The 14435-nt window shown below is 68.8% G+C and carries 15 protein-coding genes; 7 read left to right on the top strand and 8 right to left on the bottom strand.

The window, feature by feature from the left end; genetic code table 11:
• The first annotated feature begins 44 nt into the window (after positions 1-44).
• On the top strand, positions 45-923 hold the full coding sequence (locus AC1DP3_RS08455; protein ID WP_477292715.1) for an SDR family NAD(P)-dependent oxidoreductase: 879 nt from the start codon (positions 45-47) through the stop codon (positions 921-923).
• On the opposite strand, the gene AC1DP3_RS08450 is transcribed toward AC1DP3_RS08455, so the two are convergent.
• Positions 911-2107: an acyltransferase family protein gene (locus AC1DP3_RS08450; protein ID WP_477292714.1), complete on the bottom strand. Its 1197-nt coding sequence runs from the start codon at positions 2105-2107 to the stop codon at positions 911-913. The genes AC1DP3_RS08455 and AC1DP3_RS08450 overlap by 13 nt on opposite strands.
• A gap of 195 nt (positions 2108-2302) precedes the next feature.
• Between AC1DP3_RS08450 and AC1DP3_RS08445 the strand changes: the two genes are divergently transcribed.
• Positions 2303-3502, top strand: a complete 1200-nt coding sequence (locus tag AC1DP3_RS08445) for an LLM class flavin-dependent oxidoreductase (RefSeq protein WP_477292900.1) — start codon at positions 2303-2305, stop codon at positions 3500-3502.
• Position 3503: 1 nt separating this feature from the next.
• Positions 3504-4148, top strand: a complete 645-nt coding sequence (locus tag AC1DP3_RS08440) for an FMN reductase (RefSeq protein ID WP_477292713.1) — start codon at positions 3504-3506, stop codon at positions 4146-4148.
• Positions 4149-4151: 3 nt separating this feature from the next.
• Here the strand turns inward: AC1DP3_RS08440 and AC1DP3_RS08435 are convergent, their stop codons facing one another.
• The 3 genes from AC1DP3_RS08435 to AC1DP3_RS08425 form a co-directional block, all read right to left on the bottom strand.
• Positions 4152-4961: a DNA/RNA non-specific endonuclease gene (locus tag AC1DP3_RS08435; protein WP_477292712.1), complete on the bottom strand. Its 810-nt coding sequence runs from the start codon at positions 4959-4961 to the stop codon at positions 4152-4154.
• Between the two features lie 129 nt (positions 4962-5090).
• Positions 5091-5774 carry a response regulator gene (locus AC1DP3_RS08430; RefSeq protein ID WP_477292711.1) on the bottom strand — a complete coding sequence of 228 codons (684 nt, stop codon included), beginning with the start codon at positions 5772-5774 and terminating at the stop codon, positions 5091-5093.
• Positions 5771-7030 carry a sensor histidine kinase gene (locus AC1DP3_RS08425; protein WP_477292710.1) on the bottom strand — a complete coding sequence of 420 codons (1260 nt, stop codon included), beginning with the start codon at positions 7028-7030 and terminating at the stop codon, positions 5771-5773. The genes AC1DP3_RS08430 and AC1DP3_RS08425 overlap by 4 nt, the downstream gene beginning before the upstream one ends.
• A gap of 175 nt (positions 7031-7205) precedes the next feature.
• On the opposite strand from AC1DP3_RS08425, the gene AC1DP3_RS08420 reads away from it, so the two are divergent.
• Complete coding sequence (locus AC1DP3_RS08420; RefSeq protein ID WP_477292709.1) at positions 7206-8654, top strand: cation:dicarboxylate symporter family transporter; 1449 nt, start codon at positions 7206-7208, stop codon at positions 8652-8654.
• Between the two features lie 57 nt (positions 8655-8711).
• Here the strand turns inward: AC1DP3_RS08420 and AC1DP3_RS08415 are convergent, their stop codons facing one another.
• Genes AC1DP3_RS08415 through AC1DP3_RS08405 form a run of 3 tightly spaced genes read right to left on the bottom strand, consistent with a single transcriptional unit; the run spans position 8712 to position 9272 of the window.
• Positions 8712-8891, bottom strand: a complete 180-nt coding sequence (locus AC1DP3_RS08415; protein WP_477292708.1) for a hypothetical protein — start codon at positions 8889-8891, stop codon at positions 8712-8714.
• Between the two features lie 27 nt (positions 8892-8918).
• Positions 8919-9074: a hypothetical protein gene (locus tag AC1DP3_RS08410; protein ID WP_477292707.1), complete on the bottom strand. Its 156-nt coding sequence runs from the start codon at positions 9072-9074 to the stop codon at positions 8919-8921.
• A 15-nt stretch (positions 9075-9089) separates the two neighbouring features.
• On the bottom strand, positions 9090-9272 hold the full coding sequence (locus AC1DP3_RS08405; RefSeq protein ID WP_477292706.1) for a DUF5302 domain-containing protein: 183 nt from the start codon (positions 9270-9272) through the stop codon (positions 9090-9092).
• A 376-nt stretch (positions 9273-9648) separates the two neighbouring features.
• Here AC1DP3_RS08405 and AC1DP3_RS08400 point away from each other — a divergent pair, with 376 nt between their 5' ends.
• From AC1DP3_RS08400 to AC1DP3_RS08390, 3 genes are all read left to right on the top strand, one after another.
• Positions 9649-11940, top strand: a complete 2292-nt coding sequence (locus AC1DP3_RS08400; protein WP_477292705.1) for a polyribonucleotide nucleotidyltransferase — start codon at positions 9649-9651, stop codon at positions 11938-11940.
• A gap of 264 nt (positions 11941-12204) precedes the next feature.
• Positions 12205-13242, top strand: a complete 1038-nt coding sequence (locus AC1DP3_RS08395; RefSeq protein WP_477292704.1) for an aldo/keto reductase — start codon at positions 12205-12207, stop codon at positions 13240-13242.
• A gap of 94 nt (positions 13243-13336) precedes the next feature.
• Complete coding sequence (locus tag AC1DP3_RS08390) at positions 13337-13939, top strand: histidine phosphatase family protein (protein ID WP_477292899.1); 603 nt, start codon at positions 13337-13339, stop codon at positions 13937-13939.
• Here AC1DP3_RS08390 and AC1DP3_RS08385 read toward each other — a convergent pair.
• Positions 13927-14424: a GNAT family N-acetyltransferase gene (locus AC1DP3_RS08385; RefSeq protein ID WP_477292703.1), complete on the bottom strand. Its 498-nt coding sequence runs from the start codon at positions 14422-14424 to the stop codon at positions 13927-13929. The two genes, AC1DP3_RS08390 and AC1DP3_RS08385, sit on opposite strands and share 13 nt — an antisense overlap.
• Positions 14425-14435 lie beyond the last annotated feature (11 nt).

The raw sequence follows: 14435 nt of genomic DNA, 5'->3' as shown, positions 1-14435 counted from the left end.
GGTGAGGCATTGCGCCGCCGATCCCTCCGCGCTACCCATGGACCATGACCGCCATCTCGCGGGCCGTCCTCGTGACCGGCTGCTCCTCCGGCATCGGCCGCGAGACGGCCCTGCGCTTCGCCCGTGGCGGATGGACCGTCTATGCGACCGCCCGCCGCCTCGAGACGATCGAGGAGCTGACGACGAGCGGATGTCGGCTCCTCCAGCTCGACGTGACCGATCCCGCCTCGGCCTCCCAGGCAGTCGGCACCGTCGTCCGCGAGCAGGGCGCCGTCGGAGTGCTCGTCAACAACGCAGGGGTGAGCGAGCTGGGTGCGACCGAGACGGTCTCGATCGAGCGCGTTCAGCGGGTGTTCGACACGAATGTGCTCGGGATGCTGCGCATGACCCAGCTCGCGCTGCCGGCCATGCGGGCGCAGGGATGGGGCCGCGTCATCACGATCGGGTCGATGAACGGTCGGTGGATCATGCCCGGGTTCGGTGCCTACGCCGCGAGCAAGCACGCGGTCGAGGCGCTCAGCGATGCACTCCGGTTCGAGGTTCGGCCGTTCGGCGTCGACGTCTCCTTGATCGCGCCAGGGCTGGTGCGCACCCACTTCGGCGAAACGGCGGCCGACCGCCGCGAGGTCGACCCGGTGGATGGAGCGTACGACGACTTCCTCGCCCGGGTGGACCGCGCCACTCGCACCTGGGATAAGGGCATGCGCGGGAGAATCGCCTGCGATCCCTCCGACGTCGCCGAGCGCGTCCTGCGGGCGGCGGCATCCAAGAGGCCGCGCGCACGCTATCGGGTCGCACCGTCCGCCGCGATCCTGCTTTCGCTGCGGCGCATGCTGTCAGAGCGGGCGTTCGAGGCCGTGCTGCGCACGCAGTTCCCATCGCCCGAGCCGGGGGTGCGCCGGCAAACCGATCAGCCGTTCTGACGCGGATCCGGATGCCGCGGCCCCGGCCGCTCGTGCTCCCGCGGTCGCCGCGACCCGGTCGGGTCGTTGCGTCGGCCCTCACGACGAGCGAGCCCGGGGTCGTCGAACAGCCAGCCGGGCCGCGGTTCGACGAGCGGACGGAAGAGCCGACGCACCGGCTTCGTCGCGAGTCCCAGCGCGATCAGCACGGAGGCCACCACCACGATCGGCAGCCAGAGCCACGTCGGCTCGAGGTCGCGCAGCAGCCCGGATTCGCGGAACGGGTAGAGGACGAAGGAGTGCAGCAGGTAGACGTACATCGTGTACTGCCCGAACTGCGTCCAGAAGTGGGTGCGACGCGGAACCAGTGCCAGGAATGCCGCGGTGAGCACGATGGCGATGAGCATGAGCGCCACGCGCACACCGCCGGCCCACCACTGCGTGCCGCCGAGCGCGGAGTAGCTCTCGTCGTAGAACATCCACTCACGCAGGTTCATCTCCCTGAACTCGTCGATGAACGTCCACGCGGTGAAGCCGGCCAGCGCGAAGGCGGCGACGGCACCGGCGAACACCCACCAGTGACGCCGTGCGAGAAGGCCGAACCGATCCACGATGTCGTGCTCGCTCAGCCACCAGCCGAGCGTGAAGAAGGGCAGAAGACCAAGCGTCCGTGCCAGGGAGAGCGTGGAATCGAGGTTGGGGAGGTAGCCGGCGCCGATGGAGATGACGACGGTCCACAGGAGCGGCCACTTCAGCAGTGCGAGGTAGGGCAGGACCAGCCGGAAGATGCCGAGGGCCAGCAGGAACCAGAGCGTCCACGACGGCTGGGTCAGATTGGGGTTCGCCTGCCCTTCGACGAGCCATTTGGTCAGCGTCCACACCGCCTCGAAGATGACGTACGGCAGCACGATGTCGGTGATCACGCGGGCCATCTGCGTGCGCGTCGGAGGTCCGGACTTGGAGAAGTATCCGGAGATGATCGCGAACGCGGGCATGTGGAATGCGTAGATCACGAGGTACAGGCCCAGCGCGACATCCGAGTCGTAGGTGAGGCGCTGCACGGAGTGCCCGAGCACGACCAGGACGATGCAGGCGAAGCGGGCGTTGTCCCAGAAGGGCACACGCCGCTTCGCGCGGGGCGCATCGGCGCGCGCCGCGCGGCCGGGAAGGCCTGCGGGTTCAGCGCGGTTCGTCGGATCGCTCATGACCGACGCCACCCTATCCCGGGCGCCCCGCCGGAGCCGGGGGGTTGCGCCTGTGCCACTCGGCCCGCGTTCACCTGCCGGGAATAACCTGGCATGGCGTGCGTTGGAGCAGATACATTCAATTGCATACAAACGGATGCCACCAGCATCCGGGAACGGGAAGAGATCGTGAGCGAGACCACAGTGTGGCCCGGAATGCAGTTCGGCATCTTCTCGGTGAGCGACGTCACCGAGGATCCGACGACGGGAACCACGCCGAGCGAGGGCGAGAAGATCCGCGCCGCCGTCACCATCGCGAAGCACGCGGAGGAGGTCGGCCTCGACGTCTACGCCGTCGGCGAGCACCACAACCCGCCGTTCTGGTCATCCTCGCCCACAACGACACTCGCCTACATCGCAGCCCAGACCGAGCGCCTGGTGCTCTCCACCGCGACGACCCTGATCACGACGAACGACCCGGTGAAGATCGCCGAGGACTTCGCGATGCTCCAGCACCTCTCGGGAGGTCGCGCCGACCTCATGATCGGCCGCGGCAACACCGGACCGGTGTACCCGTGGTTCGGCCAGGACATCCGGCAGGGCCTCCCGCTCGCGATCGAGAACTACAACCTTCTGCACCGCCTGTGGCGCGAGGACGTCGTGGACTGGGAAGGCAAGTTCCGCACCCCGCTGCAGGGCTTCACCTCGACTCCCCGTCCGCTGGACGGCGTCGCCCCCTTCGTCTGGCACGGCTCGATTCGCACGCCTGAGATCGCCGAGCAGGCCGCGTACTACGGCGACGGCTTCTTCGCGAACAACATCTTCTGGCCCAAGGAGCACTACCAGCGCCTGATCGCCCTGTACCGCCAGCGGTACGCGCACTACGGCCACGGCACGCCCGAGCAGGCGATCGTGGGCCTCGGCGGCCAGGTCTTCATGGCCTCGAAGTCGCAGGACGCCGTCAGCGCCTTCCGCCCCTACTTCGACAAGGCACCGGTGTACGGTCACGGCCCGAGCCTCGAGGACTTCAGCGAGATGACCCCGCTCACCGTCGGCTCGCCCCAGCAGGTCATCGACCGCTACGCCGCGATGCGCGACTACTACGGCGACTACCAGCGCCAGCTGTTCCTCGTCGACCACGCAGGGCTGCCCTTGAAGACCGTGCTCGAGCAGCTCGACATCCTCGGCGGTGAGGTGGTGCCGGTGCTCCGCAAGGAGCTCGCGAAGAACCGTCCCGCGAATGTTCCGGATGCCCCCACCCACGCCGGCCTGGTTGCCAAGGCGTACAACGGCCAGGCGCCCCGGGAGGCTCGCCCCAACGCGAACCGAGGCGACAACCTGACCGTCGGCTCGCCCTATCAGGACACACCGGTGCCGGCAGGCGCCGCGTTCGGACTCGCCCGCAAGGAGGCATGACATGACTGCTCGCCGTATCGCCGTCGTCTCGGCCGGACTCTCGAATCCCTCGTCGACCCGGATGCTGGCAGATCGCCTCGCCGCCGCAACGGCCAAGCACCTCGCCGAGCGCGATATCGAGGTGGAGGTCGACGTGTTCGAGCTGCGCGACTACGCGCACGACATCACGAACAATCTGCTCACCGGCTTCGCGCCGCCCGCGCTCGAGTCGATGCTCAACACCGTCGTCTCGGCTGACGCACTGATCGCCGTCACGCCCATCTTCTCGACGAGCTACTCGGGCCTGTTCAAGTCGTTCATCGACGTGATCGATCCCGATGCGCTCACCGGCAAGCCCGTCCTCATCGGGGCGAACGCCGGCACGCCGCGGCACTCCCTCGCGATCGACTACGCCATCCGGCCGCTGTTCGCCTATCTGCACGCCGAGCCGATCTCGACCGGCGTCTTCGCGGCGTCGAGCGACTGGGGTGGATCGGGTGATCAGGTCGCTCCGCTCGGCGAGCGGATCGAGCGCGCGGCGACGGAGCTCGCCGAGGCGATCTCACGCCGCTCACCCGAGGCGTCTGTCGATCCGTTCGATCCGTCGAGCTATCTGGGCGAGGGCCGCTCGTTCGGCCATCTGCTCGGCGGCCTCGCCGGGGAGTAGCGCTCAGCCCAGCACGATGTCGGACGGCGCGTCCAACGGCTTCCACGCCGGGGGACGCGCCGTCGGCGTCGTGAAGACATCGGAATCCGAGAGGGGGCCGAGGTCGACGCCCGCGAGGTGCTCGATCTCGCCGATCGGCACCTGAAAGGTGCGGAAGGCGCCGAGCGGGGGGATGGCGCGCTCGAGCGTGTCGATCAGCTCGGTCTGGTCGAGGATGAAGCCGGCGGACGCGAGCCGGCCGCGCTCGGGAGACCACGCCGCGACCTTCCAGAACCGACGAGGGACGCGGATGCCGCGATACGGCGGGTCGTCGGGCTCCAGGACCGGCGCTGTGAACACCGAGATGCGCTGGTCGGTGGTCTCGGCGTAGGCCAGGACGTGGTCCTCGAGACCGAGCCAGAGCTCCTTCGACTGGTTGAACCCCGCGGCTTGGGGTGCGGCGTTCGTGTAGAAGAAGGTGGCGGCCGTCGCCTCGGCCGCCTCGGCGAGCGTTCCCCAGCCCGGGTCGCGCCGTCGGACCAGGTGGCCCCGGTCCAGGTCGTTCTTCGCGTAGACCGCCGGACCGACCTGCTCGGCCACCGGAACCCGGGGGTCGAGATCCCACTCGCCGCGTCGCTCGAGGTCGAGCAGCAGCGCACCGTCGATGTTGACGCCCGTCGCCAGCGCGAGCCGACGCACAGGCTCGAGCAGCACCGTGAACCGCGGGTACGTCAGCGCGCGCACCGCCGTGTCGCCCAGCGGCGTCGGCAGGGGCACCGGGATGCCGAGGAATCCCGCGTCGTACCCGGTCCAGTCGTCGCTCGGCTCGGTCATCCCTCCATACTGGCGCAGCTCACGCCGCGCCGATCGGAGGGTTTGTGGCCGATGGGAGGTCTCTGGCGCAGCATCCGTCCTCCGATCGGGGACGTCTCCTCCCGGGCGCCGGCCCAGTGCCGGGGGCGATCAGCTGCGCCAGCGATATTCCGACTCAGGCCTGCCCGGGCCTCCGTATCGCGCCGAACGCTCCACGCGCCCCGCCTCGGCGAGGTGCTCGAGGTACCGGCGGGCGGCGACCCGTGACATCCCGAGCCGCGCTGCGGCCTCGCTGGCCGACAGCGGCCCTCCGTCCCGCACCGCCGCGCTGACGCGCTCGAGGCTCTCGGGTGACAGGCCCTTGGGGAGTGCGACGGAGCCGGCGGGCCGCATCGCGCCCAGGAGCGCGTCGATCTCGGACTGCGTCGCCTGCCCGGCGGCATCGTGCGCCCTGCGGCGGAACTCGCGATACTGCTCGAGGCGCTCGCGGAAGACGCCGAAGGCGAAGGGCTTCACGAGGTACTGCGCGACGCCGAGCGACGCCATCTGCCGGACGACCTCCGCGTCGCGGACGGCCGTCACGGCGATGACATCCACGTCGGAGGCGTGCGCGCGGATGTGCCGGAGAACGTCGAGGCCCGTGCCGTCCGGCATCGTCATGTCGAGCAGGATGAGGTCGATGCCCTCGGCCGGCGGATGCTCCAGGATCGCAGTGACGGCGGCACGGGCGCCAGTGCACTCTCCGACCACGCGGAACCCGTCGAGCCGCCCGAGGAACGACCGGTGCAGCTCGAGTGTCAGTGCCTCGTCGTCGACGAGCAGCACGTTGATCATGGTCGCCTCCCGGGCAGGACGACGTGGAACGCGGTGGGGGAGGCCGCAATCTCGACCGCGCCGCCCGCGCCGTCCACGATCGACCGCACCAGAGCGAGGCCCACGCCGCGTCCGTCCGCCCCCGCCGGCTTGGTCGAGAAGCCGTGCTCCCAGACCCGGTCTGCGATATCCGCCGGGATGCCGCTCCCGCTGTCTGAGACGACGATCGACAGCGCGCCGCGGGGAGCCGGTGCGAGCTCCACGCGCACCCATCGGGGCTCGGCCCCGGCCGCCGCCGCGTCGAGCGCGTTGTCGATCAGGTTCCCGACGACCGACACGGCGTCCACCGGAGCCAGGGTGCTCCGCGGCGCGGCGGGGTCGATCGCCACCATCCAGTCGATGCCGCGCTCACGCGCCTGCGAGGCCTTGCCGAGGAGAAGCGCACCCACGGTCGGGTCACCGTCGCGGCGTGCCGTGACCTGGTCCACGAGCTCCTGGCTCTGCCGCGACGTCTCGGTGAGGATCTCGATCGCCTCGTCCGTGCGTCCGAGCTCGAGCAGCGCCACAGCGGTGTGCATGCGATTGCCGTGCTCATGGGTCTGCGCCCGCAAGGCCTCCCCGAGGGTGCGGATGGACTCGTAGGACGAGACGGCATCCCGGATGCTCCCTGCCGGCAGATCCCCGGTGACGCGTTTGGTGATCCGCCCCGCCGCGAGCGCGCCGACGAACCCCGCCGCGACCACGGCGAGCGAGATGACGATCGCGAACGGGAGGCGGGGGAGGAACGCCGAAGACAGCGAGTCGACGGTCACCCCGACGGACGCCCAGCCGACGAGCTCCCCGTCATGGATTACCGGTGAGATCGTGCGGACGGAAGGGCCGAGGGTCCCCTCGAACTCCTCGGTCAGAGTCGCCCCATCGTCGGGGATGGTGCCCAGGTAGTGCTTCCCGATCTCGTCCCGGTCGCGGTGGGTCACCCGGATGCCGTCCGGCGTCATGATCGTGATGAAGTCGACTCCGGTCTCGGCCATGATGTGCTCGGCGTAGGGCTGGAGGTCCGCCGACGGATCGTCCTCCGTGAGGGTCCCGCCGACGGCATCGGTCGCGGCGATCGTCTCCGAGAGCGCGCGGGTGACGCGCTCCGCCTCGGCCCTCACGGCGCGCTGCGCCTCGAACACGAGCAGCAGGGCGACGATCGCCCCCACGAGGACCACAGCGCCGAGCAGCACGACGAAGACGCGCGATGCCGCACTCGTCGCGCCTTTACGACCCGTCATCGCGTCGCTCCTCTCCGAGCTCCCGCGTCAATAGCACCACACCGTCGTTCACGCTGCCCTGCACTGCGCGCGACCAATACGACCACAAACGCGCAGGAGCAGTCAGGGCGCGCACTCTGGCATGAGCCGCCGGCTGCGACGGCACAGACGATGAAGTCCACTCAAGGAGACGATGATGGCTCTCTCAACTCGAACCAGTTCCTTCCGACTGCCGGGCTACAACTGGCGCAAGGGCAAGCAGGCGTGGGACAAGCACACGTGGCTCTACATCTCGGTGATCATCGCTGTCGTCGCCGGCGCGACGATCGGCCTGATCTGGCCCGAGGTCGGAATCGCCCTGAAGCCGCTCGGCACCGCCTTCGTGGCGCTCATCCGCATGATGATCGCCCCCATCATCTTCTGCACGATCGTCGTGGGAGTCGGCTCGATCGCCAAGGCAGCCACCGTGGGCAAGATCGGCGGGCTGGCGCTGCTCTACTTCATGGTGATGTCGACCTTCGCGCTCGCGATCGGTCTGGTGGTGGGCAACATCATCCACCCCGGCGAGGGCCTGAACATGGCGAACTCGACCTATGAGGCGGTGGCAGAGGCCAAGACGACCGAGGAGTTCCTGCTCGGCATCATCCCGACCACCTTCTTCTCGGCGTTCGTCGGCGAGAACGTCCTCCAGGTGCTGTTCATCGCGCTGCTCGTCGGCTTCGCCCTGCAGGGGATGGGCCAGAAGGGCCAGCCGATCATGACGGCGGTCAAGCACCTGCAGTCGCTCGTGTTCCGCATCCTGGGCATGATCCTGTGGCTCGCACCCATCGGCGCCTTCGGCGCGATCGCCGCCGTGGTGGGCTCCACCGGCGTCGCGGCGATCTGGAGCCTCGGCATCCTGATGGTCGCCTTCTACATCACGTGCATCCTCTTCATCGTCGGCATCCTGGGCACGCTGCTGTACGCCGTGACGCGGATCAGCATCTTCAGCCTCATGAAGTACCTCGCCCGCGAGTACCTGCTCATCGTCGGCACGTCCTCGAGCGAGTCGGCTCTGCCCCGCCTGATCGCCAAGATGGAGCACCTCGGCATCCAGCGTGCGGTGGTGGGCATCACCGTCCCGACCGGCTACTCGTTCAACCTCGACGGCACCGCGATCTACCTGACGATGGCCTCGCTGTTCATCGCATCGGGCATGGGCGCGCCGATGTCGATCCCTGAGCAGATCGGGCTGCTGGTCTTCATGATCATCGCCTCCAAGGGCGCCGCGGGCGTCACCGGAGCCGGCCTCGCGACCCTCGCCGGAGGGCTTCAGGCCTACCGCCCCGACCTGGTCAACGGCGTGGGGGTCATCGTCGGCATCGACCGCTTCATGTCCGAGGGCCGCGCGCTGACGAACTTCACCGGCAACGCGGTCGCGACGATCCTGATCGGCACGTGGGTCAAGGAGATCGACGGCGCCCGGGCCCGCTCGGTGCTCCGCGGCGAGATCCCGTTCGACGAGACGACGATGCAGGGCGACGACCACGACGGCATGTCGGACGCGACGGATGCCGTCGGCACGCAGGGTCTCGAAGAGGCCGCGGTCGCCGAGGCGGCAGCCAAAGAGGAGCGGGCGCGCGAACGCGAAGCGCTCTCGCGCTGACGCACCCTGTGATCGACTCGGGGCCGTCCGCTTCTGCGGACGGCCCCGAACCGTGTGTCAGGGGTCGATCTCACCCGCCTCGATGGCGGCCCTGCGCTCTTCGTCGGCGAGCTCGTCCAGGTCGTCTTCGACGGCTTCGAGCGGATCGATCGTCGGGGGAGGAAGCTCCAGCTCGTGCTCGTCGTCGATCGGGACCTCCCGATCGTCGTCGGGGATGCGCTCGCGGAAATCGCTCACACCATCCTCCTTCCGCATCCTGGGCTGTCAGCCCTCCATGCCGGCTTCGAAGCGCTGCACTTCCAGCTGGATCTGCCGCTGGATCTCGATCTCCTCGGCGCGGGTGAGCTCTTGCGACTCGTCGCCCGAGTCGTCGCTCGAGTGAGCCCGATCTCCGTCGGGTTCGTGGATACGACCGGTCATGCCCGATCCCTTCTGTCAGCCGCTCTTACGGCGGAACTCGCGCTTGGTGATCGCGCCGTGCGTGCCATGGACAGTGGAATCGCCGTCCAGATGGGCCTCGCCCGAGCGCGTCTGAGAGTTCTTCTTCTCCAGTGCCTCCTTGAACTTCCGCTTCATCTCATGGGATGCCGCGCCGGCAGGTTTCTCGTCGGTGCTCATGGGCTCAGCCTAGGCGCGGCATCCCGGATCCCGCCAGAGAATCGGCCGCGGGGGACCCCACTGATAGGATCGACAGGGTTGCCTCACGGCATCCGCTCAATTCAATACGAGCTCATGGAGCAGGCCCGGCAGAAAGCTGGTCCCCTGTGGTGGGTTCCCCATCGCGCGTCGCGCTGGGTGATCTTCTACTGGTGGCCAGCGCAGGCGGACTTCGCGGCATCGCGGCGCGCCCATATCTGCCTGTTCCTTGCTCCTTCACGAACGCTCGCGCGTCATACGGATGCGCGAGCTCGCATAGGCCTTCCCCGGACAGGGGAAGGTCCAAAGAAGGGCCCTCCCCGGGTAGGGGAGTGACCACTAACGAAGGAGTGACCTCTTGGAAGGTCCTGAAATCACCGCCGCAGAAGCAGTCCTGGACAATGGACGCTTCGGCACCCGCACGATCCGGTTCGAGACCGGACGCCTCGCACAGCAGGCACAGGGCGCAGTCGCCGCCTATCTCGACGAAGAGACCATGCTCCTCTCGGCGACCAGCGCCGGGAAGCACCCGCGCGAAGGCTTCGACTTCTTCCCCCTGACGGTGGACGTCGAAGAGCGTTCGTACGCTGCAGGGAAGATCCCCGGATCGTTCTTCCGCCGTGAGGGCCGCCCCTCGACCGAGGCCATCCTCGTCTGCCGCCTCATCGACCGCCCGCTGCGCCCGTCGTTCGTCGACGGTCTCCGCAACGAGGTCCAGATCGTGGTCACCGTGCTCTCGATCGCCCCCGGCGAGTTCTACGACGCGCTCGCGATCAATGCCGCGTCGCTCTCGACCCAGATCTCGGGTCTGCCGTTCTCCGGTCCGATCGCGGGCGTCCGGCTCGCGCTCATCCCGGGTCACGGCGAGAACGCCGACCAGTGGATCGCGTTCCCGACTGTCGCGCAGCTCGAGGAGGCCGTCTTCGACCTCATCGTCGCGGGCCGCGTCATCACCGATGCCGACGGCAACGACGATGTCGCGATCATGATGGTCGAGGCCGAGGCCACGGAGGGCAGCTGGAACCTGATCAAGGCCGGCGCCGTCAAGCCGAACGAGCAGATCGTCGCCGAGGGCCTCGAAGCCTCGAAGCCGTTCCTCAAGCAGCTCGTCGCCGCGCAGAGCCAGGTCGCGACGACCGCCGCCAAGGAGATCCAGAACTTCCCGGTCTTCCTGCCCTACAGCCAGCAGACGTACGACTTCGTCGCGGGCCGGGCCTACGACAAGCTCGTGCCGATCTACCAGATCGCCGACAAGGTCGAGCGTCAGACTGCGGACGACACGCTGAAGGATGCCGTCAAGGCAGAGCTCGTCGCCGCTGTCGAGTCCGGCGAGCTTCCGGCCGTCGCCACGATCGAGTTCTCGGCGGCGTACAAGTCGGTCACCAAGAAGATCGTCCGCGGTCGCATCCTCGCCGAGGGCGTCCGCATCGACGGCCGCGGCCTGGCCGATATCCGCCCGCTCGATGCAGAGGTGCAGGTCATCCCGCGCGTCCACGGCTCGGCGATCTTCCAGCGCGGCGAGACCCAGATCCTGGGTGTCACCACGCTGAACATGCTCAAGATGGAGCAGCAGATCGACTCGCTGTCGCCTGTCACGCACAAGCGCTACATGCACCACTACAACTTCCCGCCGTACTCGACCGGTGAGACCGGGCGCGTGGGCAGCCCCAAGCGTCGCGAGATCGGGCACGGCTTCCTCGCCGAGCGCGCGCTCGTGCCGGTGCTGCCGAGCCGCGAGGAGTTCCCCTACGCGATCCGCCAGGTGTCCGAGGCTCTCGGCTCCAACGGCTCGACCTCGATGGGCTCCGTCTGCGCCTCGACCCTGTCGCTGCTCAACGCCGGCGTGCCCCTGCGCGCGCCGGTTGCCGGCATCGCCATGGGCCTCGTCTCCGACCAGGTCGACGGACAGACGCGCTACGCGGCGCTGACCGACATCCTCGGTGCCGAAGACGCTCTCGGCGACATGGACTTCAAGGTCGCGGGCACGAGCGAGTTCGTCACGGCGATCCAGCTCGACACGAAGCTCGACGGCATCCCGTCGTCGGTGCTCACCGCCGCGCTGCAGCAGGCGCACGAGGCGCGCATCACGATCCTGAACGTCCTCAACGCCGCGATCGACGGCCCGGACGAGATGGCTCCGACTGCTCCTCGAGTCATCAGCGTGCAGATCCCGGTCGACAAGATCGGCGAGCTGATCGGCCCCAAGGGCAAGACGATCAACGCGATCCAGGACGAGACCGGCGCGCAGATCTCGATCGAAGAGGACGGCACCGTCTACATCGGCGCGACCGACGGCCCCTCGGCCGAAGCGGCGCGCGCGCAGGTGAACGCGATCGCCAACCCGACCAACCCCGAGGTGGGCGAGCAGTTCCTGGGCACGGTCGTGAAGATCGCGACCTTCGGCGCGTTCATCTCGCTGCTCCCCGGCAAGGACGGACTGCTGCACGTCAGCGAGGTCCGCAAGCTCGCCGGCGGCAAGCGCGTCGAGAACGTCGAAGACGTCCTGAACGTCGGACAGAAGATCCTCGTGAAGATCACGAAGATCGATGACCGCGGCAAGCTCTCGCTCGAGCCCGTCGTCGAGGAGCCCGCAGACCAGGAGGGCCGCGCCGCGGCCAGCCAGGGCCCCGAGGCTCCTGCCGAAGGCTGAGCGCTCGTTCTCCGTCCGGTGCCCGTCCCCTCTCTCGAGGGGGCGGGCACCGTTCTTTTCGCCTCGCTTGTCCCCCGAATGGGGGACTGGGAGCGCTCTCGTGCAACTCTGTGACAAAAGCGTTATCGAATGTTTACCGGTCGTCCGCCTGTTGGTACGGAAGCACGCTCGGCCCGCCCTACCCTTTGATTACCGCGCCGGGGGGTGCGGAATTACCGATCACGAGGATGCCACCCAGGTGGATCGTCGTGCGGGGGGTGACACATGGCTCTCTTCGGCGTTGGCTCTGCCGTCCCTTCGGCGAGCACCGAGGTCAGAGTCTCCGCTGCGCCTCCGCACCCGTCGGCCCCCATTCCGGTGCAGGGCCCCCCAGTGGGCAGCCAGCTCCGCGTGCCGCTCGGTGAGGGCGGCCCGAAGGTCTTCCCGCTGATACTCGGCGGCGCCGAGTTCGGCTGGAACGTCGACCTCGAGTCGAGCCACGACATCCTGGACGCCTACGTCGAGTGGGGCGGCAACGCCGTCCACACGGCCGACAGCTACTCCGGCGGCCGCAGTGAGCACATCATCGGGCAGTGGCTCTCGTCGCGGGGCCTTCGCGACGAGGTCGTGCTCGCGACGCGCGTCGGCGGCCATCCTGACAACCCCGGCCTTGGACCCGTCAATCTCGTCCGTGCCGTCGAGGCATCCCTCACGCGCCTCGGAACGGATCGCATCGACGTCCTGTACCTCGATGCCACCTCAGACACCGTCACAGCTCTGGAAGACACCCTCGCCACCGCCGAGTGGCTGGTGGAGTCGGGCAAGGCGCTGACCCTCGGCGTGATCGGCTACACCGCCGCGCAGCTCGTGGAGGCGCGCATCTTCGCGTCTGCCGGCTACCCGCGCATCACGGTCCTCGACGTCCCGTTCAACATCCTGCGCCGCCACGAGTTCGACGGCGATCTGCGACTGGTGGCCGGCGCGCAGGGCATGGCGGTCACCCCGTCGCACGCACTCGAGCACGGCTTCCTCGCGGGCCGCCACCGCACGCGCACGCGCGGGAGCCTGTCGGCGCGCGGAGCCCAGCTTGCGGCGAGCCTCAACCGCCGAGGTACGCGGACGCTGCGGGCCCTCGACTCCGTCGGCGCCGAGCTGGGGGTCCCGGATGCCGCGGTCGCCGTCGCCTGGCTCCTCGCACAGCGGCTCGTCACCGCGCCCATCATCAACGCCTTCGCGCCCCAGCACATCGAAGAGCTGGTGCAGGGTGTCGGCGTGCATCTCAACCGGTCGCACCTGGCCGAGATCGCCCGCGCCGCCGAGTGACCGGCGAACGCGCCGCCAGCCGAACGCTGTCACAGGGGTGACATAGGCTGGAGGGGTGCCGACAGGCACGGTTCCTCAGACGAAGCGGGCTGTCGTGACGCACTATCTCTATCTCGTGCGGCATGGCGAGCATCAAGATGCCGAGCACGGTCTCATCGACGGGCCGCTGTCGCCGCGCGGTCGCAGGCAGGCGGCCCTGATCGCCGATCGCCTGTCGGGGCTCCCGCTCGACGCCGTATGGCATTCCCCCCTCGAGCGCGCCGCCCAGACGGCCCGGGCAGTGGCAGAGCGCCTGCCGTCCGTATCGCCGCAGGCCTCGGCGCTGCTGTTCGACTGCATCCCGACGGGTATGACGCCCGAGACCCCCGCGGTCTTCGAGCCGTTCTTCGGCGGCATCACGCCGGCCGAGATCGAAGCGGGGCGCGCCCAGATGGCTGATGCCGTCGGAGAATTCCTCGTGCGCAAGCCGGGCGACGTCCACGAACTGCTCATCACCCACAACTTCGTCATCGCGTGGTTCGTCCGCGAGGTGATGCAGGCGCCCGAGTGGCGCTGGATGTCGCTCAACCAGGCGCACTGCGGGCTCACCGTCCTCGCGCAGAAGCAGGGCCGGCCGTGGACGCTCGTGGCGCACAACGACCTCGCGCATCTCCCGGTCGAGCTGCGGACGGGCCTTCCCGACGCCTACTCCGTCTGATCAGGGTCGTCGACCGCCGCGAGCGGCAGACCGTACCACCGGGTCGCGTTCGGGTTGTCGTTGTATGGGGCGATCTCGCGGAACCCGGAACTCGCGTAGAGGCCGCCGGCTGCCTCGAGCGTGTGATGCGTGTCGAGCACGAGCTCGGCGGCGTCCCACTGCGAAGCACGCCGACGGAGGTCATCCAGGAGCAGCCGGCCCCAGCCCCGACCGCGCGTCTCGGGCCGCAGGTAGAGATGCTTGACTTCGTACCGGATGCCGCGCTCGCCGTCCGCGGTGCGGCGGATGCCGCCGCATCCCACCGGGCGGCCGTCGTCGTCGGTCAGCACGATGAAGACCCCGGCCGGCTCCGTGAAGACATCCGGCGAGGGGAAGACCGTCGTGTACCTCTGCCCGGGGAAGGTCTCGGCGCGCATCGCGAAGTACTCGGCGAGCAGTTCGCGCGAGACGGGATCGTCGACGGAAACGGGGCGCAGCTCGACCATGCGTCGAGCCT

The sequence above is a fragment of the Microbacterium sp. P5_B6 genome (assembly GCF_056400345.1).
The sequence above is the reverse complement of the archived record's forward strand: the minus strand, read 5'-3'. Positions and strand labels throughout refer to the sequence as shown.